This is a genomic window from Streptomyces sp. NPDC007991 (assembly GCF_042958445.1).
Lineage (GTDB): Bacteria > Actinomycetota > Actinomycetes > Streptomycetales > Streptomycetaceae > Streptomyces.
In genome coordinates, this window is the sequence record NZ_JBIBJD010000002.1 from 792728 (window position 1) to 819718 (window position 26991).

Annotated in this window: 22 protein-coding genes; 16 read left to right on the top strand and 6 right to left on the bottom strand. The window is 70.3% G+C overall.

Annotation, left to right across the window (positions count from 1 at the left end; all coding sequences use genetic code 11):
* Nucleotides 1-98 precede the first annotated feature (98 nt).
* Entirely contained in the window at nt 99-1082 is a 984-nt protein-coding gene (speB, locus tag ACFZDA_RS07645) for an agmatinase (RefSeq protein ID WP_391076390.1), read from the top strand.
* The gene (locus ACFZDA_RS07650) at nt 1079-2764 is read left to right on the top strand and encodes a thiamine pyrophosphate-dependent enzyme (protein WP_391076393.1); all 1686 of its coding nucleotides are present in this window, start codon (nt 1079-1081) and stop codon (nt 2762-2764) included. The genes speB and ACFZDA_RS07650 overlap by 4 nt, the downstream gene beginning before the upstream one ends.
* A gap of 29 nt (nt 2765-2793) precedes the next feature.
* Here ACFZDA_RS07650 and ACFZDA_RS07655 read toward each other — a convergent pair whose 3' ends face one another.
* Nucleotides 2794-3411 carry a hypothetical protein gene (locus ACFZDA_RS07655; protein WP_391076396.1) on the bottom strand — a complete coding sequence of 206 codons (618 nt, stop codon included), beginning with the start codon at nt 3409-3411 and terminating at the stop codon, nt 2794-2796.
* Between the two features lie 252 nt (nt 3412-3663).
* On the opposite strand from ACFZDA_RS07655, the gene ACFZDA_RS07660 reads away from it, so the two are divergent.
* Complete coding sequence (locus tag ACFZDA_RS07660) at nt 3664-4515, top strand: serine hydrolase (protein ID WP_391076399.1); 852 nt, start codon at nt 3664-3666, stop codon at nt 4513-4515.
* Nucleotides 4516-4890: 375 nt separating this feature from the next.
* On the opposite strand, the gene ACFZDA_RS07665 is transcribed toward ACFZDA_RS07660, so the two are convergent.
* Nucleotides 4891-5487, bottom strand: a complete 597-nt coding sequence (locus ACFZDA_RS07665; RefSeq protein WP_306966836.1) for a TetR/AcrR family transcriptional regulator — start codon at nt 5485-5487, stop codon at nt 4891-4893.
* Between the two features lie 86 nt (nt 5488-5573).
* On the opposite strand from ACFZDA_RS07665, the gene ACFZDA_RS07670 reads away from it, so the two are divergent.
* Genes ACFZDA_RS07670 through ACFZDA_RS07685 form a run of 4 tightly spaced genes read left to right on the top strand, consistent with a single transcriptional unit; the run spans nt 5574 to nt 11246 of the window.
* A complete protein-coding gene (locus ACFZDA_RS07670; RefSeq protein WP_391076403.1) occupies nt 5574-7190 on the top strand; it encodes a carboxyl transferase domain-containing protein in 1617 nt (538 codons plus the stop codon).
* A gap of 14 nt (nt 7191-7204) precedes the next feature.
* A complete protein-coding gene (locus tag ACFZDA_RS07675) occupies nt 7205-9133 on the top strand; it encodes a biotin carboxylase N-terminal domain-containing protein (protein ID WP_391076406.1) in 1929 nt (642 codons plus the stop codon).
* The gene (locus ACFZDA_RS07680) at nt 9130-10080 is read left to right on the top strand and encodes a hydroxymethylglutaryl-CoA lyase (RefSeq protein WP_391076409.1); all 951 of its coding nucleotides are present in this window, start codon (nt 9130-9132) and stop codon (nt 10078-10080) included. The genes ACFZDA_RS07675 and ACFZDA_RS07680 overlap by 4 nt, the downstream gene beginning before the upstream one ends.
* A 5-nt stretch (nt 10081-10085) precedes the next feature.
* Nucleotides 10086-11246, top strand: coding sequence for an acyl-CoA dehydrogenase family protein (locus ACFZDA_RS07685; RefSeq protein ID WP_391076412.1), 1161 nt, complete (start codon nt 10086-10088; stop codon nt 11244-11246).
* A 45-nt stretch (nt 11247-11291) separates the two neighbouring features.
* On the opposite strand, the gene ACFZDA_RS07690 is transcribed toward ACFZDA_RS07685, so the two are convergent.
* On the bottom strand, nt 11292-11813 hold the full coding sequence (locus ACFZDA_RS07690) for a hypothetical protein (RefSeq protein WP_391076415.1): 522 nt from the start codon (nt 11811-11813) through the stop codon (nt 11292-11294).
* A 482-nt stretch (nt 11814-12295) separates the two neighbouring features.
* Here ACFZDA_RS07690 and ACFZDA_RS07695 point away from each other — a divergent pair, with 482 nt between their 5' ends.
* From ACFZDA_RS07695 to ACFZDA_RS07720, 6 genes are all read left to right on the top strand, one after another.
* Complete coding sequence (locus tag ACFZDA_RS07695; RefSeq protein WP_391076418.1) at nt 12296-13339, top strand: ABC transporter substrate-binding protein; 1044 nt, start codon at nt 12296-12298, stop codon at nt 13337-13339.
* 161 nt (nt 13340-13500) lie between these two features.
* Entirely contained in the window at nt 13501-14355 is an 855-nt protein-coding gene (locus ACFZDA_RS07700; protein ID WP_391076421.1) for an SIP domain-containing protein, read from the top strand.
* Between the two features lie 111 nt (nt 14356-14466).
* On the top strand, nt 14467-15909 hold the full coding sequence (gene desA, locus ACFZDA_RS07705; RefSeq protein WP_391076423.1) for a lysine decarboxylase DesA: 1443 nt from the start codon (nt 14467-14469) through the stop codon (nt 15907-15909).
* Nucleotides 15893-17170 (top strand): SidA/IucD/PvdA family monooxygenase, encoded by a 1278-nt coding sequence (locus ACFZDA_RS07710; RefSeq protein ID WP_391076426.1) that lies wholly within the window; start codon nt 15893-15895, stop codon nt 17168-17170. The genes desA and ACFZDA_RS07710 overlap by 17 nt, the downstream gene beginning before the upstream one ends.
* A complete protein-coding gene (locus tag ACFZDA_RS07715) occupies nt 17167-17718 on the top strand; it encodes a GNAT family N-acetyltransferase (RefSeq protein ID WP_391076429.1) in 552 nt (183 codons plus the stop codon). The genes ACFZDA_RS07710 and ACFZDA_RS07715 overlap by 4 nt, the downstream gene beginning before the upstream one ends.
* On the top strand, nt 17715-19484 hold the full coding sequence (locus ACFZDA_RS07720; protein WP_391076432.1) for an IucA/IucC family protein: 1770 nt from the start codon (nt 17715-17717) through the stop codon (nt 19482-19484). The genes ACFZDA_RS07715 and ACFZDA_RS07720 overlap by 4 nt, the downstream gene beginning before the upstream one ends.
* Nucleotides 19485-19614: 130 nt before the next feature.
* Here ACFZDA_RS07720 and ACFZDA_RS07725 read toward each other — a convergent pair whose 3' ends face one another.
* A complete protein-coding gene (locus ACFZDA_RS07725) occupies nt 19615-21243 on the bottom strand; it encodes a family 20 glycosylhydrolase (protein WP_391076435.1) in 1629 nt (542 codons plus the stop codon).
* 56 nt (nt 21244-21299) lie between these two features.
* Between ACFZDA_RS07725 and ACFZDA_RS07730 the strand changes: the two genes are divergently transcribed.
* Nucleotides 21300-22181, top strand: coding sequence for a DUF4429 domain-containing protein (locus tag ACFZDA_RS07730; RefSeq protein WP_391076437.1), 882 nt, complete (start codon nt 21300-21302; stop codon nt 22179-22181).
* A 36-nt stretch (nt 22182-22217) separates the two neighbouring features.
* Here ACFZDA_RS07730 and ACFZDA_RS07735 read toward each other — a convergent pair whose 3' ends face one another.
* Nucleotides 22218-23777 carry a fibronectin type III domain-containing protein gene (locus tag ACFZDA_RS07735; protein ID WP_391076810.1) on the bottom strand — a complete coding sequence of 520 codons (1560 nt, stop codon included), beginning with the start codon at nt 23775-23777 and terminating at the stop codon, nt 22218-22220.
* 186 nt (nt 23778-23963) lie between these two features.
* On the opposite strand from ACFZDA_RS07735, the gene ACFZDA_RS07740 reads away from it, so the two are divergent.
* Entirely contained in the window at nt 23964-24221 is a 258-nt protein-coding gene (locus tag ACFZDA_RS07740; protein ID WP_031114246.1) for a hypothetical protein, read from the top strand.
* A 12-nt stretch (nt 24222-24233) separates the two neighbouring features.
* Nucleotides 24234-26051, top strand: coding sequence for a glutamine--fructose-6-phosphate transaminase (isomerizing) (gene glmS, locus ACFZDA_RS07745; protein ID WP_391076440.1), 1818 nt, complete (start codon nt 24234-24236; stop codon nt 26049-26051).
* A gap of 229 nt (nt 26052-26280) precedes the next feature.
* Here glmS and ACFZDA_RS07750 read toward each other — a convergent pair whose 3' ends face one another.
* Complete coding sequence (locus ACFZDA_RS07750) at nt 26281-26808, bottom strand: universal stress protein (RefSeq protein WP_391076443.1); 528 nt, start codon at nt 26806-26808, stop codon at nt 26281-26283.
* Nucleotides 26809-26991: the final 183 nt, after the last annotated feature.

The window sequence follows — 26991 nt, forward strand, 5'->3', positions numbered from 1 at the left end:
GGAGCCGCTTCAGTGGATGAAACGTACACTTCGCAGTCGCTTTCCGGCCACCTAGGGTCATTTCGTCAGCCTCGCCCCAGGACGGAAGGCATTTCCACATGAGCAGCAACGAGACCCCCCGCGGCCCCGTCGACTCGTCCCGCGTCCCGCGGTACGCGGGCCCCGCGACCTTCGCCCGGCTGCCCCGGCTGGACGAGGTCGGCGGACGGGCCGATGTCGCCGTGGTGGGCGTGCCGTTCGACTCGGGTGTCTCCTACCGGCCGGGTGCCCGCTTCGGCGGCAACGCGATCCGTGAGGCGTCCCGGCTGCTGCGCCCGTACAACCCGGCGCAGGACGCCTCCCCGTTCGCCCTCGCCCAGGTCGCGGACGGCGGCGACATCGCCGTGAACCCGTTCGACATCAACGAGGCCGTCGAGACCGTCGAGGCCGCCGCCGACGACCTGCTCGGGACGGGCGCCCGCCTGATGACCCTCGGCGGCGACCACACCATCGCGCTGCCCCTGCTGCGCGCGGTGGCGAAGAAGCACGGCCCGGTGGCCCTGGTGCACTTCGACGCCCACCTCGACACCTGGGACACCTACTTCGGCGCCGAGTACACCCACGGCACCCCGTTCCGCCGCGCCGTCGAGGAGGGCATCCTCGACACCTCGGCCCTGTCCCACGTCGGCACGCGCGGCCCGCTGTACGGCAAGCGGGACCTGACCGACGACGAGAAGATGGGCTTCGGCATCGTCACCTCGGCGGACGTCTACCGGCGCGGTGCCGACGAGGTCGCCGACCAGCTCCGCCAGCGCGTCGGCGACCGGCCCCTGTACATCTCCATCGACATCGACTGCCTCGACCCGGCCCACGCGCCGGGCACGGGCACGCCCGAGGCCGGCGGCATGACCTCGCGCGAACTGCTGGAGATCCTGCGGGGGCTCGCGTCGTGCAACCTGGTCTCGGCGGACGTCGTCGAGGTGGCCCCCGCGTACGATCACGCGGAGATCACGTCGGTGGCCGCGTCCCACACGGCGTACGAACTGACCACGATCATGTCGCGCCAGATCGCCGCGGCCCGGAAGGACTCGGAAGCGCAGTGACTCACGACCACGACCTGGTGCTCCGCCCGACGCCCGCCCAGAGGGAGGCCGCCCTGAACCCTCCCCCCGGCCGCACCGGCGGAGACCTGGTCGTGGAGACGCTGGCCGGGCTGGGCGCGACGACCGTCTTCGGACTGCCCGGCCAGCACGCGCTCGGCATGTTCGACGCGCTGCGCCGCTCCGACCTGAGGTACATCGGCCTGCGGGTGGAGAACAACGCCGGGTTCGCGGCGGACGCGTACGGCCGCATCACAGGTGAGGCGGCGCCGCTGCTGCTGTCGACCGGGCCGGGAGCGCTGACCTCGCTGGCGGCACTCCAGGAGGCGGCCGCGGCCAGCGCCCCCGTCCTGGCGATCAGCAGCCAGATCCCGACGGCCGGGCTCGGCGGCGGCCGGCACGGCTATCTGCACGAACTGCCCGACCAGGCGGCCTCGTTCCGGGGCGTGGTGAAGTCGGTCCACACCGTCCGCACTCAGTCCCAGATCCCGTCCGCGATCGAGGCGGCCTGGAAATCCGCACTGAGCGCCCCGCACGGCCCGGTGTGGGTGGAGATCCCGCAGGACGTGCTGCTCGCGCGGACGGCGATCCCGGTGGTGACCGGCGGCGACGCCTTCCCGGAGGAACTGCCGCCGCGCCCCGAACTGACCGCCGTGGCCGCCGACCTGCTGTCGAAGGCGGCCCGCCCGGCGATCATCGCGGGCGGCGGGGTGATCCGGGCGGACGCGTCGAAGAAGCTGCGCCGGCTGGCCGAGACACTTCAGGCGCCGGTCGTCACGACGCCGGGCGGCAAGGGCGCGTTCCCCTGGACGCACCCGCTGTCACTCCAGTCCTGGATCGAGGACCGCCACACCACCGACTTCCTTCAGGACGCGGATGTCCTCCTCGTCGTCGGTTCGGGCCTCGGCGAACTCTCCTCCAACTACCACACGTTCAAGCCGCGCGGCCGCGTCATCCAGATCGAGGCCGACCTCGGCAAGCTGGAGTCCAACCACCCGGCCCTGGGCATCCACGCGGACGCCCGGCTCGCGGTGCAGGCCCTGCTGGAGACGGTCTCCGAGCGGGCTGACCCGACGGCACCGGAGCGCGTACGCGCACTCCTCGCGAAGGTCGCCGGACGCATCGCCGCCCAGGAACTCACCCTGGAGCAAGAGGTGTTGGCATCCGTCCGCCGGGCCCTGCCCGCCGACTCCCCGTCCTTCTGGGACATGACGATCCTCGCGTACTGGGCCTGGTCGGCCTTCGACGCCAAGGGCCCCAACCACATGCACTCCGCCCAGGGCGCGGGCGGCCTCGGCTACGCCTTCCCGGCGGCACTCGGCGCCGCGGTGGCCGACCCGACCCGGCCGGTCCTCGCCGTCTCCGGCGACGGCGGCGCCCTGTACTCGATCGCCGAGCTGGCGACGGCCCGCCAGTACGGCCTGAACGTCACCTGGCTGATCGTCGACGACGGCGGCTACGGCATCCTGCGCGAGTACATGACCGACGCCTTCGGCGAGGCGGCCGCGACGGAGCTGACCCGGCCGGACTACGTGGCACTGGCGGAGTCCTTCGGCGTCCCCGGGGTCCGTACGACCCCGGAGACCCTGCGGCAGGACCTCGCGACGCAACTCGCCTCGCCGGGGCCCTCGGTGGTCCTCCTCCCGGCCGTGCTGCGGATGTTCGCGCCGACGCACCTGGACTGACCGCCGGCCATCCGCCACGGGGCGAGTGCCTACAGGCCGTCGCGGACCATCGCGGCGACGATGTGGACGTGGCGGTCCGCGGCCGTGTTCGACCACTCGTTGTCGTAGTTCAGGCCGTAGGGCCAGAAGTGGCCGCCGCCCGTGGAGATCTTCGCGCCGGACCCGTCGTACTGCTTGACGAGCGCGGTCGCCTGCCCGCCGGTCCAGGTGCCGCTGCCGCCGAGCCGGGACCAGCCCGAGCTGGTGCCCACGCCGATGGTGTGGGCGATCTCGTGCAGGGCCGTCCGCTCGTTCATGTAGCTGCGGTTGCTGCCGAAGCGGATGGTCCCGTTGATGTTGCCGTCGGCGGTGGGGACGCCCGGCTCGTAGCGGACGGTGATGGTCTTGCCCAGGTCACTGAGGTTGTTGTAGCGGGCCACCGCCGCGTTCATGGCCCGGGTGATGGCGTCGTAGGCGGTGCGCTGGTCCTCGGTGGGGTTGCTCGCCCGCACGAGGGACCAGGTGATGGTTGCCGCGGCGGCGCGTTCGCGGGCCGGGGCGGGAGCGGAATGGGGGGTGGTGGTCTGGGTGGTGGCGGCCTGGGCGACACCCGGGCCGGCCAGGAGTGCGGCCGCCAGGGCGGCTATGAGGGCCTTGCGTGAGCGCATGTGAGGATCCTCCGGTGGGGGCCGTCGAAAACTTGCGAAACTTCGCACGACGTTCGGGATCTCGTACAGCGAAGACCAAATCTCTTCATTGCTACGGGAGTTGACGCGCTGTCGACCGCAAGTATCCCGGTGGGGAAGGCGGCGTCAAGAGTTTCTGCAGGGCTGTGAGATCTCACGGCATCCGGTAACAACTCGCACAAGTCTTCGCCAATCGCTACAACCTTTGCCCCCTTCCGGTGAGTCATGGGGTGCATGACTTCTGGGATATCCCGCCGCGCAAGAGTGCTGGCGGCGGCAGTGGGTACGGGTGTGCTCGTGCCGCTCGTCGCCACCGCCACGCCCGCCGCCGCTGCCACGCCGGCCGTGACCTGTACGTCCGCCAGGGCCGGGCTGGCCGCCAAGCTGAAGCAGGACATCACCGCCGCGCTCGCGACCCGCAAGGGCACCGTCGCCGTCGGCCTCTACGACCGCAGCACGAACACGACCTGCACCCTGCGCGCGAGTTCCGCCTTCGACTCGGCCAGTGTCGTCAAGGTCACCGTCCTCGCCACGCTGTTGTGGGACGCGAAGAAGCACAACCGGTACCTCACCGACCGCGAGAACACCCTCGCCAAGGCCATGATCACCAAGTCGGACAACGCCGCGACCTCCACGCTGTGGAAGCAGCTCGGCATGACGAAGATCAAGGGCTTCCTCACCGCCGCCGGCATGACCCAGACCAAGCCCGGCGCCAACGGCTACTGGGGCCTGACCCAGATCACCGTCACCGACGAGCAGAAGCTGCTGAAGCTCCTCACTGCCAAGAACACGGTCCTCAGCGACAACTCCCGTGCCTACATCCTGAAGTTGATGGGACAGGTCGTCTCGTCCCAGCGCTGGGGCACGCCGTACGGAGTGCCGTCCGGCGTCACCGTGGCCGTGAAGAACGGCTGGCTGCAACGCTCCACGAACGGCTGGCGGGTACACAGCGTCGGCGCGTTCAAGGGCGGCGGGCACGACTACATGATCACCGTGCTCAGCCACGGCAACAGCACCATGAACTACGGCATCGCGACCATCCAGGCCGTGGCCAAGGTCATCCACAGGGACCTGGCCGCGAGCTGATCCTTCACGCCGCGGGGCGCGGGGGCAAAGCCCCCGCCGGGGTCCGGGGCGGAGCCCGAGGCAAGGCCAGCCCCTTGCCCAACCGCTTCAGGCGAGCGGGCGAGAAACCCCCCGCCGGGGCGCAGGGGGCAAAGCCCCCGCCGGGGCGCAGGGGGCAAAGCCCCCGCCGGGGCGCAGGGGGCGAAGCCCCCGCCGGGGCCGGGGGCGGAGCCCCGAGGCAAGGCCAGCCTCCTGGCCAACAGATACGGGCGGGCGGGTGGGCAAACCCCCGGGGGCGCAGGGGGCGAAGCCCCCGCCGGGGTCCGGGGCGGAGCCCCGAGGCAAGGCCAGCCTCCTGGCCAACAGATACGGGCGGGCGGGTGGGCAAACCCCCCGCTAAACCCCCGCCGCCGCGAACGCCCCCCGGGCCATCCGGTGCAGCAACTCCGCCGTGGCCCCCCGGCCGGGCAAAGACCCCGCCCTCCCCAGATGCGGCGTCGAGTTCAGCAGCCCGAACACCGAGTGCACAGCCGACCGCGCCGCAGGCTCCCCCAGCCCGGGATACACCTCCCGCACCACCCCCACCCACAGCTCCACGTACTGCCGCTGCAGCTGCCGCACCATCTTCCGGTCGCTGTCCCGGAGGCGGTCCAGCTCCCGATCGTGCAGGGTGATCAGAGGCCGGTCGTCGAGCGCGAAGTCGATGTGCCCCTCGATGAGCGAGTCGAGGACCGCCTCCGCCCCCGCACCCCCGTCCGCCTCCGCCACCCGCCGCTTCGCCCCGGTCAGCAGCTGCCCGCTGATCCCCACCAGCAACTCCGCGAGCATCGCGTCCTTGCCCGCGAAGTGCCGGTACAGCCCGGGCCCGCTGATCCCGACAGCGGCACCTATCTCGTCGACTCCGACCCCGTGGAAGCCCCGCTCGGCGAAGAGCCGGGCAGCCTCCTTGAGGATCTGCTCACGTCGGGTGGGGGCGTCGGTTCTCGTGGCCATGAAATCAATTCTAGACAGGGAGGTTAGCGGTCGTTAACCTGAAGGAAATGCGTTAACGCTCATTAACAAGGTGAGGGGACCGCAGGATGCACGAGGCACCGGAGCTCACGAGCGCGGCAGACCCCGCGTCGGAGGCCTTTCGGGCCAACGAGGCGGCGCACCACGCGCTCGTGGAGGAGCTGCGCGCCAAGCTGGCCGCAGCCGCGCGGGGCGGCGGCGAGAAGGCCCGCGCCCGCCACACCGCGCGCGGCAAGCTGCTCCCCCGCGACCGCGTGGACACGCTCCTCGACCCGGGCTCGCCCTTCCTGGAGCTGGCCCCACTCGCGGCCGACGGGATGTACGAGGGCCAGGCCCCGGCCGCCGGTGTCATCGCCGGCATCGGCCGGGTCAGCGGCCGCGAAACCGTGATCATCGCCAACGACGCCACGGTCAAGGGCGGCACCTACTACCCGATGACGGTCAAGAAGCACCTCCGCGCCCAGGATGTCGCCCTCGACAACCGCCTCCCCTGCGTCTACCTGGTGGACTCCGGCGGCGCCTTCCTCCCCATGCAGGACGAGGTCTTCCCGGACCGGGACCACTTCGGCCGGATCTTCTACAACCAGGCCCGCATGTCCGGCGCCGGCATCCCCCAGATCGCCGCCGTCCTCGGCTCGTGCACGGCCGGCGGGGCGTACGTCCCGGCGATGAGCGACGAGGCGGTGATCGTCCGCGACCAGGGCACGATCTTCCTGGGCGGCCCGCCCCTGGTGAAAGCGGCCACGGGCGAGGTCGTCACGGCGGAGGAGCTCGGCGGCGGAGAGGTCCACTCCCGCGTCTCGGGCGTCACGGACCACCTCGCGGAGAACGACGCGCACGCCCTGCGCATCGTCCGCACGATCGTCTCCACCCTCCCCGCCCGAGGACCGCTCCCCTGGGAGGTCACGCAGCCCACGGAACCCAAGGCCGACCCGCACAGCCTCTACGGCGCGGTCCCGGTCGACTCCCGCACCCCCTACGACGTACGCGAGATCATCGCCCGGGTCGTCGACGGCTCCCGTTTCGCCGAGTTCAAGTCCGAGTTCGGCCAGACCCTGGTCACGGGCTTCGCCCGGATCCACGGCCACCCGGTGGGCATCGTCGCGAACAACGGCATCCTGTTCTCCGAGTCCGCCCAGAAGGGCGCCCACTTCATCGAGCTGTGCGACCAGCGCGGCATCCCGCTGGTGTTCCTGCAGAACATCTCCGGCTTCATGGTCGGCAAGGACTACGAGGCGGGCGGCATCGCCAAGCACGGCGCCAAGATGGTCACGGCCGTGGCCTGCACACGCGTACCGAAGCTCACGGTCGTGGTCGGCGGCTCGTACGGCGCGGGCAACTACTCGATGTGCGGAAGGGCGTACTCCCCCCGCTTCCTGTGGATGTGGCCGAACGCCAAGATCTCGGTCATGGGCGGCGAGCAGGCCGCCTCGGTCCTCGCCACGGTCAAGCGCGACCAGCTGGAGGCCCGCGGCGAGTCCTGGCCGGCCGAGGAGGAGGACGCCTTCAAGGCCCCGATCCGCGCCCAGTACGAGCGCCAGGGCAACGCCTACTACGCGACGGCCCGCCTCTGGGACGACGGTGTGATCGACCCGCTGGACACCCGCCAGGTCCTGGGCCTGGCCCTGACCGCGTGCGCCAACGCGCCCCTGGGTGACCCCCAGTTCGGCGTCTTCCGGATGTGAGGGGACGGACGACGATGTTCGAGACAGTGCTGGTGGCCAACCGGGGCGAGATCGCCGTACGGGTGATCCGTACGCTGCGGTCGCTGGGCGTGCGCTCGGTGGCCGTCTTCTCCGACGCGGACGCCGACGCCCGGCATGTCCGCGAGGCGGACACCGCGGTGCGGATCGGCCCGGCCCCGGCGTCCGAGAGCTACCTGTCGGTGGAGCGCCTGCTTCAGGCCGCGGCCCGCACGGGCGCGCAGGCCGTCCACCCGGGCTACGGCTTCCTCGCCGAGAACGCCGCCTTCGCGCGCGCCTGCGCCGAGGCCGGCCTGGTCTTCATCGGCCCTCCGGCGGACGCGATCGCTCTCATGGGCGACAAGATCCGCGCCAAGGAGACGGTCCAGGCGGCCGGAGTGCCGGTGGTCCCCGGCGGACGCGACCCGGGCCTGGCCGAGGCGGCCCGCGAGCTGGGCGCGCCCGTGCTGCTGAAGCCGAGCGCGGGCGGCGGCGGCAAGGGCATGCGCCTGGTGCGGGACCTCACCCGGCTGGAGGAGGAGATCGCCGCGGCCCGCCGCGAGGCCCGCGCCTCCTTCGGCGACGACACGCTCCTGGTGGAGCGCTGGATCGACCGCCCCCGCCACATCGAGATCCAGGTCCTGGCCGACGGCCATGGAAACGTCGTCCACCTCGGGGAGCGCGAGTGCTCCCTGCAACGCCGCCACCAGAAGATCATCGAGGAGGCGCCGAGCGTGCTCCTCGACGAGCGGACGCGCTCCGCGATGGGCGAGGCGGCGGTCCAGGCGGCCCGCTCCTGCGGCTACCGGGGCGCGGGCACGGTGGAGTTCATCGTCCCCGGCGTCGACCCGTCGTCGTACTACTTCATGGAGATGAACACCCGCCTCCAGGTGGAGCACCCGGTCACAGAGCTGGTCACCGGCCTGGACCTGGTCGAGTGGCAGTTGCGAGTGGCGGCCGGGGAGCCCCTCGGCTTCACCCAGGAGGACGTACGGCTGACGGGCCACGCGGTGGAGGCCCGTATCTGCGCCGAGGACCCGGCGCGCGGCTTCCTCCCCTCCGGCGGCACGGTCCTGAAGCTGAGCGAACCGCAGGGCGACGGCATCCGCACCGACTCAGGCCTCACGGAGGGCACGGAGGTCGGCAGCCTCTACGACCCGATGCTCTCCAAGGTCATCGCGTACGGCCCCGACCGCGCGACCGCCCTGCGCAAGCTCCGTTCGGCCCTGGCGGAGACGGTCACGCTCGGGGTGCAGACCAACGCCGGCTTCCTGCGCCGGCTGCTCGCCCACCCGGCGGTGGTCACCGGCGACCTGGACACCGGCCTGGTCGAGCGGGAGGTGCAGGGCCTGCTCTCCACGGCCGTACCCGAGGAGGTCTACGAGGCGGCAGCCGCCCTGCGTCTGGAGGCGCTCCGGCCCGAGCCCGGCGGCTGGACGGACCCCTTCTCGGTCCCGAGCGGCTGGCGGCTCGGCGGGGCCCGGAAGCCGCCCGTCTTCCACCTGCGGGTGCAGGACCCGGTGGAGTACACCCCGCGCGGCACCGCCACGGTCACCGACGACCGGGTCTCCGTCACGCTGGACGGCGTCCGGCACACCTTCCACCGCGCCGCCGACTGGCTCGGCCGCGAAGGCGACGCCTGGCACGTACGCGACCACGACCCGGTGGCCGCCTCCCTCAGCCGCGCGGCCCACGCGGGCGCCGACTCGCTGACCGCGCCCATGCCGGGCACGGTGACAGTGGTGAAGGTCGCCGTCGGCGACGAGGTGACCGCGGGCCAGAGCCTGCTGGTGGTGGAGGCGATGAAGATGGAGCACGTCATCTCGGCCCCGCACGCCGGCAAGGTCACCGAACTGGACGTGACCCCGGGTTCGACGGTCGCCATGGACCAGGTGCTGGCGGTCATCGCACCGCACGAGGAGGCGCAGGAGGAGGCGGAGGAATGACAGTCGACGGTCTCCCGATGGTGGTCCCGACCACGGACCTGCCCACCCGCGTCCGCATCCACGAGGTGGGCGCACGCGACGGCCTTCAGAACGAGAAGGCGACAGTCCCGACGCGGATCAAGGCGGAGTTCATCCGCCGCCTGGCCGAAGCGGGCCTGACGACGATCGAGGCGACGAGCTTCGTCCACCCCAAGTGGGTCCCCCAACTGGCGGACGCGGAAGAGCTCTACCCCCTGGTCGGCGACCTCCCGGTGGCGCTCCCGGTCCTCGTCCCGAACGAAAGGGGCCTGGACCGCGCCCTGACGCTCGGCGCCCGGCGGGTGGCGGTCTTCGCCAGCGCCACGGAGTCCTTCGCCAAGGCCAACCTCAACCGCACGGTGGACGAGGCACTGGCGATGTTCGAGCCGGTGGTGAGCCGGGCGAAGGCCCAGGATGTCCATGTCCGCGGCTACCTCTCCATGTGCTTCGGCGACCCCTGGGAAGGCGCGGTCCCGGTCCCCCAGGTGGTCCGGGTCTGCAAGGCGCTCCTGGACATGGGCTGCGACGAACTGAGCCTGGGTGACACGATCGGCGTGGCGACCCCGGGCCATGTGGTCGCGCTCCTCGCGGCCCTCGACGAAGCGGGAATCCCGCCGTCCGCCCTCGGCGTCCACTTCCACGACACCTACGGCCAGGCCCTCGCCAACACGCTCGCGGCCCTCCAGCAGGGCGTCACGACGGTCGACGCCTCCGCGGGCGGCCTGGGCGGCTGCCCGTACGCCAAGTCGGCGACCGGCAACCTGGCCACCGAAGACCTCGTGTGGATGCTGCGGGGCCTCGGCATCGACACCGGAATCGACCTCGGCCGCCTCGTCGCCACGAGCACGTGGATGGCCGACCGTCTGGGCCGACCCAGCCCGTCCCGCACCGTCCGAGCCCTGTCCCACGAGGACACCGAGGAGCAGTGATCACCATGGACTACCGCCTCTCCCCCGAGCTGGAGGAACTCCGCCGCACAGTCGAGGAGTTCGCGCACGAGGTCGTGGCGCCGAAGATCGGCGACTTCTACGAGCGGCACGACTTCCCGTACGAGATCGTCCGGGAGATGGGCCGCATGGGCCTGTTCGGGCTGCCGTTCCCCGAGGAGTACGGCGGGATGGGCGGCGACTACCTAGCCCTGGGCGTGGCGCTGGAGGAACTGGCGCGGGTCGACTCCTCGGTGGCCATCACGCTGGAAGCGGGCGTCTCGCTCGGCGCGATGCCGATCTTCCGCTATGGCACCCAGGCCCAGAAACAGCAATGGCTCCCCCGCCTGTGCTCCGGCGAACTCCTGGGCGCGTTCGGCCTGACGGAACCGGACGGCGGCAGCGACGCGGGCGCGACCCGCACGACGGCCCGCCTGGACCCCTCGACGAACGAGTGGGTGATCAACGGCACCAAGTGCTTCATCACCAACTCGGGCACGGACATCACGGGCCTGGTGACCGTCACGGCGGTCACCGGCCGCACCCCGGAGGGCAAGCCGCAGATCTCCTCCATCATCGTCCCGTCCGGAACCCCGGGCTTCACGATCGCGGCCCCGTACTCGAAGGTCGGCTGGAACGCCTCGGACACCCGCGAGCTGTCCTTCTCGGACGTGCGGGTCCCGGCGGCGAACCTCCTGGGCGAGGAGGGCCGCGGCTACGCCCAGTTCCTCCGCATCCTCGACGAGGGCCGCATCGCCATCGCGGCCCTGGCGACGGGCCTGGCGCAGGGCTGCGTGGACGAGTCGGTCAAGTACGCCAAGGAACGCCACGCCTTCGGCAAGCCGATCGCCGCCAACCAGGCGATCCAGTTCAAGATCGCCGACATGGAGATGAAGGCCCACACGGCCCGCCTCGCCTGGCGCGACGCGGCAGCCCGCCTGGTGACCGGCGCCCCCTTCAAGAAGGAAGCGGCCCTGGCCAAGCTCCACTCCTCCACCATCGCCGTGGACAACGCCCGCGAAGCCACCCAGATCCACGGCGGCTACGGCTTCATGAACGAGTACCCGGTCGCCCGCATGTGGCGCGACTCCAAGATCCTGGAAATCGGCGAGGGCACGAGCGAGGTCCAGCGGATGCTGATCGCACGGGAGTTGGGGTTGGTGGGCTGACCTACGGCGGAGGCCCGCTCCAGCGATGGTGCGGGCCCCCACGCATCAGCCGTGGCTCAGAGGCGAACCGAGGGTTTCCTGAGTGATGGCGCCCTTGCCGTCACCTTCGATGTCGTAGACGATCGTCGCGTCCGTCGACCACCACACCTCGCCGTCGTACACCGCGGACGGCGCGACGCAGGTGTTCACGGGCTCCACCTGGAACCACGTGTAGTTGTCGTTGACCAGCTTGGTCAGGTCACACGTCTTCGACGTGACGACGTGGTCCTCGCTGGTCTTGGTCAGACGCTCCTCGATCCGCGTCGTTATCTTGAAGCTGGTGAACCGCTTGGAGTTGTCGACGACCTGGTCGTCGAGGATCTGCCAGCTCATGACGGACTTGCCGGTCATGTTGCCGGACACGGTCCCGGTGTTCTGAACGTAGTAGGTGGTCTGCGGTTTCTGGCCGGGGAAGACCACGTCGAACTGCGAGTCGGCGGTGGCGGCCGAGGCCGGTGCCGCGGCCAGGGCGGCAAGTGCGAGGGCGGCGGCGCCGCCCGCGACGGCGGTGGACAGAAGCTTCCTCATGATGGTGTCCCTTCCGGGGCTGGATCGAGCGGGACCCCGCGCGCGTGGGGTCCCGGGGAAAGCAGCGGGGGTTAGGGCCCTAGAGGCCCGACCGGCCACGCTGTTGGGCCGGCAAGGTGACACGCAGGACAGCGCAGGACATGGCGCAGCATTCCCCCGTGAAAGCGCGCATGGGGAACCGGTGTTCGGTTCGATGGTCGCCTGGAACGTATCAGTCGGCCGCAGCGCCTGCCACACCGAATCTTCACGTCAGACTCGCGAGCGACACACGAGCGACGCAGAACGCGCGTCACGTGAGCGCTGGGCGCTGCCGCCGTGATCCGGATCACCGTCTCGTCGCGCATCCCCACCGCACCCCACGGGCACAGCTACCAGGGCCCCCTGGACACATCTTGAGGTTAGGCTAACCTAAGCTCGATTCCAGCCAACTGGCTGTCAGCCGTGCCCGCAGTGGCTCCGTACGTACGAAAGCAGACCCAGCGATGTCGAACGCCAGAACCGCCCGCCTCTCCCGCCGCGGCATCCTCGCCGCCGGCGGCGCCCTCGGACTCGGTGCGCTCGTGACCGCGTGCGGCAGTGAGGACTCGACGGACGGCGGCTCGGACTCGAAGGCGTCCGCCAAGTCCGGCCCGTGGTCCTTCAAGGACGACCGCGGCAAGAACGTGCAGCTCGACCACGTCCCCGCGAACATCGTCGCCTTCACCGGCGTCGCCGCCGCCCTGTACGACTACGGCGTCTCCGTCAAGGGCGTCTTCGGTCCCACCAGAACGCAGGACGGCAAGCCCGACGTCCAGGCCGGCGACATGGACATCAGCAAGGTGACCATCCTCGGCAACTCCTGGGACCAGTTCAACGTCGAGAAGTACGCCGCCCTCGCCCCCGACGTGCTGATCAGCACCATGTTCGACTCCGCCGGCACCCTCTGGTACGTCCCCGAGTCCTCCAAGGACAAGATCGCCAAACTCGCCCCGAGCGTCGGCATCTCCGTCTACGACCGTCAGCTCACCGCCCCGCTCCAGCGCATGTGGGAGCTGGCCGAGTCCCTCGGCGGCGACATGAAGGCCGCGAAGGTCACCGACGCGAAGAAGCGGTTCGAGGAGGCCTCCGAGCGGCTGCGCAAGGCCGCCAAGGCACACCCCGACATCAAGGTGATGGCCGGCTCCGCGAGCCAGGAGCTCTTCTACGTCTCCGGCACCAACCTCTCCGTCGACCTGGAGTACTTCAAGGCCCTCGGCGTGAACTTCGTCGAGCCGCCGGAGAAGGCCAAGGCGAAGGGCGGCGGCTGGTTCGAGAGCCTGAGCTGGGAGAACGTCGACAAGTACGCGGCCGACGTCATCATGATGGACGACCGGTCCTCGGCGATCCAGCCGGCGAACATCACCGAGGCGACGTGGAAGAAGCTGCCGGCGGTGAAGGCCGGGCAGGTCATCTCGCGTTCGGCCGAGCCGATTCTGTCGTACGACAAGTGCGTGCCGTTGGTGGAGGACCTGGCGAAGGCCATCGAGACGGCCAAGAAGGTCGCCTAGCGCAGCCTGTGGGTGGGGCGTCGAGTTGTGTTGGCGCGTGCGGGTCCGTTGTGGCCTGTGGCGCCCACGCGGCGGAGCCGCGATCGACACCGCCCCGTAGCGCCTCGCCCCGCACCCCTCGGTAAGTCGCCCAACCCCCTGACCATGACTCAGGAGCCCTCATGACCACCGCCGTAGCCGCTCCGTTCCGTTTCTTCTCGCTTCAGGTCGTGCGGACGAGGCGGCTCGGTCCGTCCCTGGTCCGTGTCACCTTCGGCGGGCCCGATCTGCACGCCTTTCATTCCGGCGGGCGTGACCAGTCGCTGTCGCTGTTCCTGCCCCACCCCGGGCAGCCCGAGCCGGTCGTGCCGCTGGAGCTCGGGGACGGGTGGTGGCAGGGCTGGCGTGAACTGCCGGACGACGTACGGGCCGTGATGCGGTCGTACACCCTGCGGGAGCTGCGCCGCGACCCGGACGAGATCGACATCGACTTCGCCCTGCACGGCATCGAGCCTGGCGCCCGGGTCCAGGCCGGCCCCGCCTCCCGCTGGGCCGCCGGGGCCGCCGCCGGAGACCGGGTGCTGCTGCTCGGGCCGGCCGTCGCCGACAACCGGGCGATCCGCTTCCGGCCGCCCGAGGACACCGACCTCGTGGTCGTCTGGGGCGACGAGACCGCCGTACCCGCCGCCTCGGCCATCGTCGAGTCGCTGCCGGCCGGCACCCGCGCCCGGGTCTGGCTGGAGGTGCCGCACGCCGGGGACATCCAGGACCTGGCGACCGAGGCGGACGCCGAGATCACCTGGCTCGTGCGCGAGGAGAAGGGCCACGAGGGCTCCGCCATGGTCCTCGACGCCCTCCGCGAGGCGCAACTGCCCCCGGCCGAGCGGCCGTACGTCTGGATCGCCGGCGAGTCCGGCTGTGTGAAGGAGCTGCGCCGGCACTTCGTGCGCGAGCGAGGGATCGACCGCCGCCGGGTGACGTTCGTCGGCTACTGGCGTCGCGGCGTGAGCGAGGAGCAGTTGCGGGCCGAGGGGTAGCCCACCGCCCGCCCTCGGCTCTGACTGTCACTTAGGTTAGGCTTACCTAAGTAACTCGCGAGGCAGCCCGCCCTGTCCCGCACCGGACTGTCCCCACCGGAGGACCCCCACATGCGCTCGCACCTGCTCAACGACACCACCGCGGAGCAGTACCGCCGCTCCGTGACCGACGGAGTCGAGCGGGTGGCCGCCAGAATCGCCACCACCGAACGGCCGTTCACCGGCATCACCGTCGACGCCCTCGCTCCCGCCATCGACGCGATCGACCTCGACAAGCCGCTGCACGACACCACCGCGGTGCTCGACGAACTGGAGGACGTCTACCTCCGGGACGCGGTCTACTTCCACCACCCCCGCTACCTGGCCCACCTCAACTGCCCGGTCGTCATCCCGGCCGTGCTCGGCGAGGCCGTGCTGTCCGCCGTGAACTCCTCCCTGGACACCTGGGACCAGTCGGCCGGCGGCACCCTCATCGAGCGCAAACTGATCGACTGGACGACCGAGCGCATCGGCCTCGGCCCCGCAGCCGACGGCGTGTTCACCTCCGGCGGTACCCAGTCCAACCTCCAGGCGCTGCTGCTGGCCCGCGAGGAGAGCAAGACGGACTCCCTCGCGAAACTGCGCGTCTTCGCCTCCGAGGTCAGCCACTTCAGCGTGCAGAAGTCCGCGAAGCTGCTGGGCCTGGGCCAGGACTCCGTGGTCTCCGTACCCGTCGACCACGACAAGCGCATGCGGACCGTCGCCCTCGCCCGCGAGCTGGAGCGCTGCACGCAGGACGGCCTCGTCCCCATGGCCGTCGTCGCCACCGCCGGCACCACCGACTTCGGCTCGATCGACCCGCTGCCCGAGATCGCCGAGCTGTGCGAGCAGTTCGCCACCTGGATGCACGTCGACGCCGCCTACGGCTGCGGCCTGCTCGCCTCCCTGAAGCACCGGGACCGGCTGAGCGGCATCGAGCGCGCCGACTCCGTCACCGTGGACTACCACAAGGCCTTCTTCCAGCCGGTGAGTTCGTCCGCCGTACTGGTCCGCGACGCCGCCACGCTCCGGCACGCCACCTACCACGCCGACTACCTGAACCCGCGCCGCATGGTGCAGGAACGTATCCCCAACCAGGTGGACAAGTCCCTGCAGACCACCCGCCGCTTCGACGCCCTCAAGCTCTGGATGACGCTGAGGACCATGGGCGCCGACGGCATCGGGCAGCTCTTCGACGAGGTGTGCGAGCTGGCCCGGGAGGGCTGGAAGCTGCTCGCCGCCGACCCGCGCTTCGACGTCGTCGTCGAGCCGAGCCTGTCCACCCTGGTCTTCCGCTACATCCCGGCGTCCGTCACCGACCCCGCCGAGATCGACCGCGCCAACCTCCACGCCCGCAAGGCCCTGTTCGCCTCCGGCGACGCCATCGTCGCGGGCACCAAGGTCGGCGCCCGCCACTACCTGAAGTTCACCCTGCTCAACCCCGAGACGCAGGCGTCCGACATCGCCGCCGTCCTCGATCTGATCGCCGGCCACGCCGAGCAGTACCTGGGAGAGTCCCTTGACCGCGCGTCCTGAGAACCCGAACAGAATCCATGACTTCGTGGGCATCGGGCTCGGCCCCTTCAACCTCGGGCTGGCCTGCCTCACCGAACCGATCGACGAACTCGACGGGGTCTTCCTGGAGTCGAAGCCCGACTTCGAGTGGCACGCGGGGATGTTCCTCGACGGCGCCCATCTCCAGACCCCGTTCATGTCGGACCTGGTCACCCTCGCCGACCCCACGTCCCCGTACTCCTTCCTGAACTACCTGAAGGAGAAGGGCCGGCTGTACTCGTTCTACATCCGCGAGAACTTCTACCCGCTGCGCGTCGAGTACGACGACTACTGCCGCTGGGCCGCGAACCGGCTGAGCACCATCCGCTTCGGCACGACGGTGACGGAAGTCCGGTACGAGGACGACCTCTACGTCGTGCACACGGAAGCCGGAGACGTCTTCCGCGCCCGTCACCTCGTCCTCGGCACGGGCACCCCGCCCCACATCCCCGAGGCCTGCCGGAGCCTGGGCGGCGACTTCATCCACAACTCCCGCTACCTGAGCCACAAGGCGGAGCTCCAGCAGAAGGACTCGATCACGCTCGTCGGCTCGGGCCAGTCGGCCGCCGAGATCTACTACGACCTGCTCGGCGAGATCGACGTCCACGGCTACCGGCTCAACTGGGTCACCCGCTCCCCGCGTTTCTTCCCGCTGGAGTACACCAAGCTCACGCTGGAGATGACGTCACCGGAGTACGCCGACTACTTCCGCGAGCTGCCCGAGGACACCCGCTACCGCCTCACGGCCGAGCAGAAGGGCCTGTTCAAGGGCATCGACGGCGACCTGATCAACGAGATCTTCGACCTGCTCTACCAGAAGAACCTCGGCGGTCCCGTGCCCACGCGGCTGCTCACCAACTCCTCCCTGACCAGCGCGGCGTACGAGAACGGCACGTACACGCTCGGCTTCCGCCAGGAGGAGCAGGGCAAGGACTTCGAGCTGACCTCCGAGGGCCTGGTCCTGGCCACGGGCTACCGGTACGCCGAGCCGGAGTTCCTCACGCCCGTGCGCGACCGACTGGTCTACGACTCCCGGGGCAACTTCGACGTCGCCCGCAACTACGCCATCGACGTCACCGGCCGGGGCATCTTCCTCCAGAACGCCGGCGTCCACACCCACAGCATCACCAGCCCCGACCTCGGCATGGGCCCGTACCGGAACGCGTACATCATCCGCGAGCTGCTCGGCACCGAGTACTACCCGGTCGAGAAGACGATCGCCTTCCAGGAGTTCGCGGTATGAGCGCCACCACCGGCATCGGCACCTTCGCCATCCGCCCGCTCGACCCCCTGAAGGACGCCGAGCTCCTGCACTCCTGGGTCACCCACCCCAAGGCGGCCTACTGGATGATGCGGGACGCGAAACTCCAGGACGTCGAGCGCGAGTACATGCGCATCGCGGCGCACGAGCACCACGACGCCTACCTCGGCCTGCACAAGGGCCGGCCGGCGTTCCTGATGGAGAAGTACGACCCCCGGTACGTCGAGCTGACCGGACTGTACGACCCGGAGCCCGGCGACGTCGGCATGCACTTCCTGGTCGCGCCGACCGACCGCCCGATCCACGGCTTCACCCGGGCCGTGATCACGGCCGTGATGGACGAGCTGTTCGCCGACCCGCGCACCCGCCGTGTCGTGGTGGAGCCCGACGTGAGCAACAAGGCCGTGCACGCGCTCAACGAGGCCGTCGGCTTCGTGCCCGCGCGCGAGATCGACAAGCCGGAGAAGCGCGCGCTGCTGAGTTTCTGCACGCGAGAACAGTTCGTGGCCGCCCGAGGAGTAGCCGTATGACCCTGTCCGACGCCGTAGCGCATCTGTCCCCCCACCGCTGGGCGCGGGCCAACCGCCTCCTGCTCCGCAAGGCACTCGCCGAGTTCGCGCACGAGCGCCTGATCACCCCCGAGCAGGACGGGGACGGTTACGTCGTCCGCAGCGACGACGGCCAGACCCGGTACAGCTTCACGGCCACGCGCCGCGCCCTCGACCACTGGCAGGTCGACGCCGAGTCGATCACCCGGCACCGGGACGGTACCGAACTCCCCCTCGCCGCCCTGGACTTCTTCATCGAGATGCAGAAGTCCCTCGGACTGAGCGACGACATCCTGCCCGTCTACCTGGAGGAGATCTCCTCCACCCTCTCGGGCACCTGCTACAAGCTCACCAAGCCGCGGACCACGGCCGCCGAGCTCGCGCGCGGCGACTTCCAGGCCATCGAGACCGGCATGACCGAGGGCCACCCCTGCTTCGTGGCCAACAACGGCCGGCTCGGCTTCGGCGTCCACGAGTACCTGTCGTACGCGCCGGAGACGGCGAGCCCGGTCCGGCTCGTCTGGCTCGCGGCCCACCGCTCACGCGCCGCGTTCACGGCCGGGGTCGGCGTCGAGTACGAGTCGTTCCTGCGCGAGGAGCTGGGCGCGCAGACCGTCGACCGCTTCCACGGCGTCCTGCGCGAGAAGGACCTGGACCCGGCCGACTACCTCCTCGTCCCCGTCCACCCCTGGCAGTGGTGGAACAAACTCACCGTCACCTTCGCGGCCGAGGTGGCCCGGGGGCACCTCGTGTGCCTCGGCGAGGGCGACGACGAGTACCTGGCCCAGCAGTCCATCCGGACGTTCTTCAACAAGTCCAGCCCCGAGAAGCACTATGTGAAGACGGCTCTGTCCGTCATCAACATGGGCTTCATGCGCGGGCTGTCGGCCGCCTACATGGAGGCCACGCCCGCGATCAACGACTGGCTGGCCCAACTCATCGACGAGGACCCGGTCCTGAAGTCGACCGGCCTGTCGATCATCCGGGAGCGCGCCGCCGTCGGCTACCGGCACCTGGAGTACGAGCGGGCGACGGACCGCTACTCGCCGTACCGCAAGATGCTCGCCGCGCTGTGGCGGGAGAGCCCGGTGCCGTCCCTGAAGGACGGCGAGTCCCTGGCCACCATGGCGTCCCTGGTCCATGTCGACCACGAGGGCGCGTCGGTCGCGGGCGCGCTGATCGAGCAGTCGGGCCTCACCCCCGCCGAGTGGCTGCGCCGCTACCTCCAGGCCTACTTCACGCCCCTCCTGCACAGCTTCTACGCCTACGACCTGGTCTTCATGCCGCACGGCGAGAACGTCATCCTCGTGCTGAAGGACGGGGTCGTACAGCGCGCGATCTTCAAGGACATCGCCGAGGAGATCGCCGTCATGGACCCGGACGCGGTCCTGCCGCCGGCGGTGGAGCGGCTGCGCGTGGAGGTCCCGGAGGACAAGAAGCTCCTGTCGGTCTTCACGGACGTCTTCGACTGCTTCTTCCGCTTCCTGGCGGCGAACCTCGCCTCCGAGGGCATCCTGGAGGAGGACGGCTTCTGGCGCACGGTCGCGGAGGTCACCCGCGCCTACCAGGACTCGATGCCCGGCCTCGCCGGCAAGTTCAAGCAGTACGACATGTTCGCCCCCGAGTTCGCCCTGTCCTGCCTCAACCGCCTCCAACTGCGCAACAACGCACAGATGGTCGACCTCTCGGACCCGTCCGGCGCCCTCCAGCTGGCCGGCACCCTGAAGAACCCGATCGCAGAGTTCTGACCCCCACAGCAGACGGGCACCCCGGAGCACGGTCCTCCGGGGTGCCCGTCCTTTCATGGGCGCGGGGAACTGCGCATGTCTTAGGGGCGCGGGGAACTGCGCGACAAGCCCCCACCGGCCCGCAGTCGAATCACCGCCCAGCCGCCCCCCACGGCACCTGCGGCGACCGATACCACTCCACCCCCAGGGCCTTCCACCGCTCAGCCTGCGCAGCCAACCGCACCTTGTACCGCTCCCAGTCCCGCGAGCCGGCCGCCGACCACCCCACTTCCGCAACCCCCGGCAACCGCGGAAACGCCATGTACTCAACCTGCCCGGAGTCCTCGATCGTCTCCGTCCACAACGGCGCCTCCACCCCCCGCACAGCCCCCTCCGGCACCCCCGGCAGATAAGCCCCCGGATCCCAGTCGTAGGACCGCCGCACCTCGACGTACCCTGCCCAGGACAATCCCAGCGGCGTGTCCCGCGTGTACTTCATGTCGAGATACACACGGTCGGCCGGAGACAGAATCAGCCCCGTCCCCTCCTGCGCGGCCTTCACCACCCGCGCCTTCTCCTCCGCACTGGTGCTGTCGAGCCCCCAGTACTGGACGAGCGCCCCGGTCGCAGGTGTCGCACCGGTCAGCTGATGCCAGCCGACGACCGTCTTGCCGTACTCCGCGACGACCGGCTGCACCCGGTCCATGAACTTGACGTAGTCCTCATGGCTGGTGGAGTCCGCCTCGTCGCCCCCGATGTGCAGATAACGCCCCGGCGTGAGCGCCGCGAGTTCCCGGACCACGTCCTCCACGAAGTCGTACGTGCTCTCCTCGCCGACGCACAGCGAGCTGAAGCCGACCTCGGTGCCGGTGTACAGCGGGGGTGCGACGCCGTCGCAGTTCAAGCCGGCGTAGGAGGCTAGGGCCGCGTTGGTGTGGCCCGGCATGTCGATCTCGGGGACGACCTCCAGGTAGCGGGAGGCGGCGTACCGCACGATCTCCTTGTACTGGGCCTTGGTGTAGTGGCCGCCGGGACCGCCGCCGACCTCCGTGGAGCCGCCGTACGTCGCGAGGCGCGGCCAGGAGTCGATGGCGATGCGCCAGCCCTGGTCGTCGCTGAGGTGAAGATGCAGCTTGTTGATCTTGTAGAGGGCGAGCTGGTCGATGAAGCGCTTGACCTGGTCGACGGTGAAGAAGTGCCGGGAGACGTCGAGCATGGCGCCGCGCCAGCCGTAGCGCGGACGGTCCTGGACGGTGCCGCCGGCGATCAGCCAGGGGCCGGGCTGGACGGTGTCCTTCTCGACGGCCGCGGGGAGGAGATGGCGCAGCGTCTGGACGCCGTGGAAGAGACCGGCGGGCCGGGCCGCGGTGATGGTGACGCCACCCCGGCCGCTGTCGAGGCGGTAGCCCTCGGCGCCGAAGGGGCCCTGGGCGAGGCGCAGCCGGATGCCCCCGGCGCCGTGGTCGGTGACGGGGAGGCGGTAGCCGGTCGAGGGCCGCAGGAGGGCCGCGAGGTACTCGGCGACGCCCCGCGCCTCCGGCGAGCCGTCGACGTGGATGTGCGTGCCGCGGGTGATCCGGTAGGGGGAACCGCCCGGGGCGACCGAGGCGGGCGCGGGGATCACCCGGTCGAGCGGGGTGGGCGCTGTCGCCTGCGCGGGGACGGCCCCTGTCATGGAGAGGCCCGTCCCGACCAGCAGCAGGGAACCGAGAAGGCGAAGCGTTCTGCGGCACGGTCGCGCACGGCCGTCTCTCACAAGCGTGTCCCTTCCATGAGCCATGAAGCCCCAAGAGGTCTGGACCACTCTCTCGCGGAACCGGTGGAACAATCCACCCCATGGCGGAAATCATCCAGAAGGACGGCACATGGGCCTTCGACGGCGACGCCCTGCGGCTGACCCCGGGGCGGGACAGGAGCGTCAGTCTGCTGCGCAGGGAGCTGGGTGAACTGGTCGTCCCGCTGGGGGCGTTGGCCGGGATCTCCTTCGAGCAGGGCAAGAAGGCCGGGCGGCTCAGGCTCCGTCTGCGCGAAGGCGCCGACCCCCTGTTGCACGCCACGGGCGGCCGGCTCACCGAGCCCCACGACCCGTACCAGCTGATCGTCGAGTCCGACCGCTACGGCGTCGCCGAGTACTTCACGGACGAGGTCCGGGGCGCCCTGCTCCTCGACCAGGTGCCCGCCGACCCGGTCGACACATACCTGCTGCCGGGCCCCTCCGTCCCCCTGTCGGTCTCCGCCGGGGACGGTACCGCCGGCTTCGACGGCGAGCGCATACGCCTGGAGTGGAACTGGAAGGCGGAGGACGCCAAGGCCGCCGCCGGTGCCCGCACGCTCCTGCTCACCGACATCACGGGTGTGGAGTGGCACCCGGCCGCCGGCCTGGAGAACGGCTACCTCCGCTTCACCGTGCGCAACACGCCCACCAAGGCCCCGCCCAAGTACGACCCCAACGCCGTGGAGCTGTGGGGCTTCCGGAAGGACCCGCTGATGGCGCTGGTCGCGGCGGCGGTCCAGGCCAGGCTTCCGCACCCGGCCCGGGCCGCCGCCGACGTACCGGACGCGCGACCGGAACTGCCCTCTCCCCCGGTCGCGTCCGCCGAGGACGATCACGACGCCCTGCTGCGCCGCCTGCGCGAACTCGGTGACCTGCACCGCACGGGCGTCCTGACGGACGACGAGTTCGCCCTGGCCAAGCAGGCGATCCTCAACCGGATGTAGCCCCCCGGAACATCCCTGGGACGCTACGTGCGGGCGCTACTTCGCCCGGCGCGCCACCGTGAAGTGGTCCACCTGGTCACCGGTCTCGGCGATGCCGCGCACCGTCAGCGTGGCCAGGCGTCCCTTCGGCGCGGGCGTGACGTCCACGCGCAGGAAGGAGTAGTCGAGGTAGCGCACCCGCGACCAGGTGACGGTCTCGTTCTGCTTGCCGCCCTTGACGTTGACGAACGAGGACACGGAGTCCACGTCGTGCTCGTTGCCCTCGTACGACAGCGGGGCGCTGAACGCGTAGAGGCTGCGGCCCGCCGCGCCGGCCGTCACGTACACCACGCCGTCGGTCTCGGGGTAGGCCGTGCCGCCGATCGGGAGCTTCCTGGTGACCTTGTCGCCCTTGATGACGTCGGTGCGCTCGTACTGGTGGTTGTGGCCGTTGATGACCAGGTCCACGGTGTACTTCTCGAACAGCGGCACCCACTCCTGCCGGACCCCGCCTTCGGAGGCGTGGGAGGTGGAGGTGCAGTAGGCGCAGTGGTGGAAGAACACGACGACGAAGTCGATGTCGGGCGCGGCCCGGTACTTCTTCAGCTGGGCTTCCAGCCATGTGGTCTGGGTGCCGCCCGAGATGCCGAGGTTGGCCGGGATCTCGAAGGAGATGTCGTTGGCGTCGAGCGAGATGACGGCCGTGTTGCCGTAGGCGAAGGAGTAGACGCCCGGGAGGTTCTTCTTGTCGGGGCCGTTGTCCGGGAGGGTCCAGCGGGCCTCCTCGCCGCCGTAGCCGCCCGGCGAGTACCAGGCCTCCATGTCGTGGTTGCCGTAGGCGGGCATCCAGGGCACGGACTTGGCGACGGACTCGGTCTGGGCGAGGAACTGGTCCCACACGCGCGAGTCGAAGCCGGTGTCGTCGGTCCGGCCCTGGCCGGCCGGGTCGCCGTACGCGATGTCGCCGGCGTGCAGGTGGAAGGCCGGGTTCTGGCCGAGGAGGAGGCTGTTGTTGGCGAGCGCGTGATAGCTGACGCCCTCGTCGCCGAAGGCCGTGAAGGTGAACGGCGTCTTGTGCGCGGGGGCGGTGGTGAAGGTGCCGAGGGTGCCCAGCAGGTGGGGTTCGGCCGGGTCGAAGCCCTGGTGGCCGACGCCGTAGTAGTACGTCCGGCCCGGGCGCAGGTGGGTCAGCCTGGCGTGGACGTAGTACTGGGTGTGGTTGCCGCTCGCGCCGACCCCGGCGGGCGTGAAGAGGGTGCGGACCTCGGCGTCGATCTTCCGGGAGAGGTCCGTGGGGTGGGCGCCGATCCGGATGAACGGCTTCTTGACGGCGACCGGCACCTGCCAGGAGACGCTCATCTCGGTGCGCGGGTCGGTGCCGTAGGCGAGGTGGCGGCCGAAGGGGGCCACATGGGCGCCGTCGACGGTCTCGGTGCCCGTCCGTCCGCTCGGCACGGCTGCCTGGGCGGTGGCGCCCGGTACGAACGCGCCACCGGTGACGGCGCCGAGCGTGACGGCACCGCCTCTGATCATCGTGCGCCGGGAGAATCTGGCGCGCAGGTACTCGTGCTGCTCGGCCATGCTCATGCGCTCGGCGAGCCGCTCGGGTACGCCCATACGAGGAATGTCCATGGCGTCCAAAAATCGACGCCTCGGGCAACGGGACACCGGCCGCCCGGTGGACGCCTCACGAACAGGCGCTCATGACAGGTTCAACGTTCCCCCAAGGGATCCCCACCGCCCGCTGCCCGAAACCGGGCAGAATTCTTGCGTAAGAGCCGCGAGTGCCTCAGGATCTACCGGGTGCACGACGAACTCGTTGATCATCTGACGCGGTCCACGCCCCTCAGCCGGGGCGAGGCGCTGCGCGTGATCCAGGACGTGCTCGCCTACTTCGACGAGACGACCGAGGAGTACGTCCGTCGCCGCCACCGCGAGCTCCAGGCCCAGGGCCTGGTGAACGCGGCGATCTTCGAGCGGATCGAGGCGGATCTCAAATATCGCGCGGTGGCACCGCCGGAGCTCTCGCTCCGGCAGCTGCGGCGCATCGTCTACGGCTAGGAACGCGTATATATGTGCGGCATCGTCGGTTACATCGGGAAGCGTGACGTCGCTCCCCTCCTCCTTGAGGGCCTCCAGCGCCTGGAGTACCGCGGGTACGACTCCGCGGGCGTCGTCATCACGTCCCCGAAGGCCTCCGGCCTGAAGATGGTCAAGGCCAAGGGCCGCGTCCGCGATCTGGAGGCCAGGGTCCCGGCCCGCTTCAAGGGAACGACCGGCATCGCCCACACCCGCTGGGCCACCCACGGCGCCCCCTCCGACGTCAACGCCCACCCGCACCTCGACGCCGAGGGCAAGGTCGCCGTCGTCCACAACGGCATCATCGACAACGCCGCCGACCTGCGCCGCAAGCTGGAGGCGGACGGCGTCGAGTTCCTCTCCGAGACCGACACCGAGGTCCTCACCCACCTCATCGCCCGCTCGCAGGCGACGAAGCTGGAGGACAAGGTCCGCGAGACCCTCCGGCTCATCGAGGGCACCTACGGCATCGCCGTACTGCACGCCGACTTCCCCGACCGGATCGTCGTCGCCCGCAACGGCTCCCCGGTCGTCCTCGGCATCGGCGAGAAGGAGATGTTCGTCGCCTCCGACATAGCCGCCCTGGTCGCCCACACCCGCCAGGTCGTCACGCTGGACGACGGCGAGATGGCCACCCTGAAGGCCGACGACTTCCGCACCTACACGACGGAGGGCACCCGCACCACCGCGGAGCCCACCACCGTGGAGTGGGAGGCGGCCTCCTACGACATGGGCGGCCACGACACCTACATGCACAAGGAGATCCACGAGCAGGCCGAGGCCGTGGACCGCGTGCTGCGCGGCCGCATCGACGACCGCTTCTCCACCGTGCACCTGGGCGGCCTCAACCTCGACGCCCGCGAGGCCCGCCGCATCCGCCGCGTGAAGATCCTCGGCTGCGGCACCTCGTACCACGCGGGCATGATCGGCGCCCAGATGATCGAGGAGCTGGCCCGCATCCCCGCCGACGCCGAGCCGGCCTCGGAGTTCCGCTACCGCAACGCGGTCGTCGACCCCGACACCCTCTACATCGCCGTCTCCCAGTCCGGCGAGACCTACGACGTCCTCGCCGCCGTGCAGGAGCTCAAGCGCAAGGGCGCGCGGGTCCTGGGCGTGGTGAACGTGGTCGGCTCCGCGATCGCCCGCGAGGCCGACGGCGGCATCTACGTCCACGCGGGCCCGGAGGTCTGCGTCGTCTCCACGAAGTGCTTCACGAACACCACGGTCGCCTTCGCGCTCCTCGCCCTCCACCTGGGCCGCACCCGCGACCTCTCGGTCCGCGACGGCAAGCGGATCATCGAGGGCCTGCGCAAGCTGCCCGCCCAGATCGCCGAGATCATGGAGCACGAGGACGACGTCAGGAAGCTGGCCCTGCAGTTCGCCGAGGCCCGCTCGATGCTCTTCATCGGCCGGGTGCGGGGCTACCCGGTGGCCCGCGAGGCCTCCCTGAAGCTCAAGGAGGTCTCCTACATCCACGCCGAGGCCTACCCCGCCTCCGAGCTCAAGCACGGCCCCCTGGCCCTGATCGAGCCGGCCCTCCCCACCGTCGCGATCGTCCCCGACGACGATCTCCTGGAGAAGAACCGCGCGGCCATGGAGGAGATCAAGGCCCGCAGCGGCAAGATCCTCGCGGTGGCCCACCAGCACCAGGAGAAGGCCGACGAAACCATCGTCGTCCCGAAGAACGAGGACGAACTCGACCCCATCCTGCTGGGCATCCCCCTCCAACTCCTCGCCTACCACACGGCCTTGGCCCTCGGCCGCGACATCGACAAGCCGAGGAACCTCGCCAAGTCGGTGACGGTGGAGTAGGGGCCTTCTTTTCAGGGGCGCGGGGCCACACAAAGCGGACGGACCCCACGCGCTGCCAACCAGCGCGGGGGGTCCGTTTTCATCGCCGGGAAGCCGCCCGACTCCCTAGCCGGTGGCCGTCACTCCCCGGCCCGCAGCGCGTCGCGGAACCACTGTGGGCCAGTGCGCCAATCGAACAACAGCAGGAACAGCCCTGCCGCGTTGGCGCTCAGGCAATGCCCGGGAATGCTCAGGGAATGACGATGACGGGCCGCTGCGCCCGCTTGGCGAGCCGCCCGGCGACCGAACCGAAGATCCGCCCGACGAGGCCGTGGGTCGACCCGACGACGATCGCGTCGGCCTCGTACTCCCGGCCGACCTCTTCGAGTTCGTGGCAGATGTCGCCGCCGCGCTCGACCAGGATCCAGGGCACCTCGGCGAGGTAGTCCGCACAGGCCAGCTCAAGACCGAGCACCTCGGTCCGGTGGTCCGGCACATCCACGAACACCGGCGGCTCGCAGCCGGCCCACACCGTGGTCGGCAGCCGGTTGGCGACATGGACGATGATCAGGCCCGACCCGGAGCGATGGGCCATGCCGATCGCGTACGCCAGGGCGCGCTCACTGGACGTGGAGCCGTCGAAGCCGACGACGACGCCGTGCTTGAAGGCGGGATCGCAGGAGTGGCGTGACTCTTCAGCCGCCAGGGGCTCGGCCGCCGTGGGGTCGGCGACGGGCCGCTTGCGGTCCGCGGGTTCGAAGAATTCGTGACCGGCCATGGCTGTCTCGGCGTTGTGATCCTTTATGGGAGGGACAACAGTGTGCGGCGGAGCTGTGTCCGGGAATGGTCTTCCCAACCCCATACCCCCAAGGGTACGGCGGCACGCCTCCTTAGCCCAGATCCCGCCCGCCGTGCGTGCGGGATCCAGGGAGCATGCACGAGGCGGCGCCCGTAACGCAAT

Bases quoted from the DNA above. Each gene is read 5' to 3' on its own strand.
- speB (WP_391076390.1), top strand. From the start codon at position 99: ATGAGCAGCAACGAGACCCCCCGCGGCCCCGTCGACTCGTCCCGCGTC.
- ACFZDA_RS07655 (WP_391076396.1), bottom strand. From the start codon at position 3,411: ATGCGCTCACGCAAGGCCCTCATAGCCGCCCTGGCGGCCGCACTCCTG.
- ACFZDA_RS07660 (WP_391076399.1), top strand. From the start codon at position 3,664: ATGACTTCTGGGATATCCCGCCGCGCAAGAGTGCTGGCGGCGGCAGTG.
- ACFZDA_RS07665 (WP_306966836.1), bottom strand. From the start codon at position 5,487: ATGGCCACGAGAACCGACGCCCCCACCCGACGTGAGCAGATCCTCAAG.
- ACFZDA_RS07670 (WP_391076403.1), top strand. From the start codon at position 5,574: ATGCACGAGGCACCGGAGCTCACGAGCGCGGCAGACCCCGCGTCGGAG.
- ACFZDA_RS07675 (WP_391076406.1), top strand. From the start codon at position 7,205: ATGTTCGAGACAGTGCTGGTGGCCAACCGGGGCGAGATCGCCGTACGG.
- ACFZDA_RS07680 (WP_391076409.1), top strand. From the start codon at position 9,130: ATGACAGTCGACGGTCTCCCGATGGTGGTCCCGACCACGGACCTGCCC.
- ACFZDA_RS07685 (WP_391076412.1), top strand. From the start codon at position 10,086: ATGGACTACCGCCTCTCCCCCGAGCTGGAGGAACTCCGCCGCACAGTC.
- ACFZDA_RS07690 (WP_391076415.1), bottom strand. From the start codon at position 11,813: ATGAGGAAGCTTCTGTCCACCGCCGTCGCGGGCGGCGCCGCCGCCCTC.
- ACFZDA_RS07695 (WP_391076418.1), top strand. From the start codon at position 12,296: ATGTCGAACGCCAGAACCGCCCGCCTCTCCCGCCGCGGCATCCTCGCC.
- ACFZDA_RS07700 (WP_391076421.1), top strand. From the start codon at position 13,501: ATGACCACCGCCGTAGCCGCTCCGTTCCGTTTCTTCTCGCTTCAGGTC.
- desA (WP_391076423.1), top strand. From the start codon at position 14,467: ATGCGCTCGCACCTGCTCAACGACACCACCGCGGAGCAGTACCGCCGC.
- ACFZDA_RS07715 (WP_391076429.1), top strand. From the start codon at position 17,167: ATGAGCGCCACCACCGGCATCGGCACCTTCGCCATCCGCCCGCTCGAC.
- ACFZDA_RS07720 (WP_391076432.1), top strand. From the start codon at position 17,715: ATGACCCTGTCCGACGCCGTAGCGCATCTGTCCCCCCACCGCTGGGCG.
- ACFZDA_RS07725 (WP_391076435.1), bottom strand. From the start codon at position 21,243: ATGGCTCATGGAAGGGACACGCTTGTGAGAGACGGCCGTGCGCGACCG.
- ACFZDA_RS07730 (WP_391076437.1), top strand. From the start codon at position 21,300: ATGGCGGAAATCATCCAGAAGGACGGCACATGGGCCTTCGACGGCGAC.
- ACFZDA_RS07735 (WP_391076810.1), bottom strand. From the start codon at position 23,777: ATGGGCGTACCCGAGCGGCTCGCCGAGCGCATGAGCATGGCCGAGCAG.
- glmS (WP_391076440.1), top strand. From the start codon at position 24,234: ATGTGCGGCATCGTCGGTTACATCGGGAAGCGTGACGTCGCTCCCCTC.
- ACFZDA_RS07750 (WP_391076443.1), bottom strand. From the start codon at position 26,808: ATGGCCGGTCACGAATTCTTCGAACCCGCGGACCGCAAGCGGCCCGTC.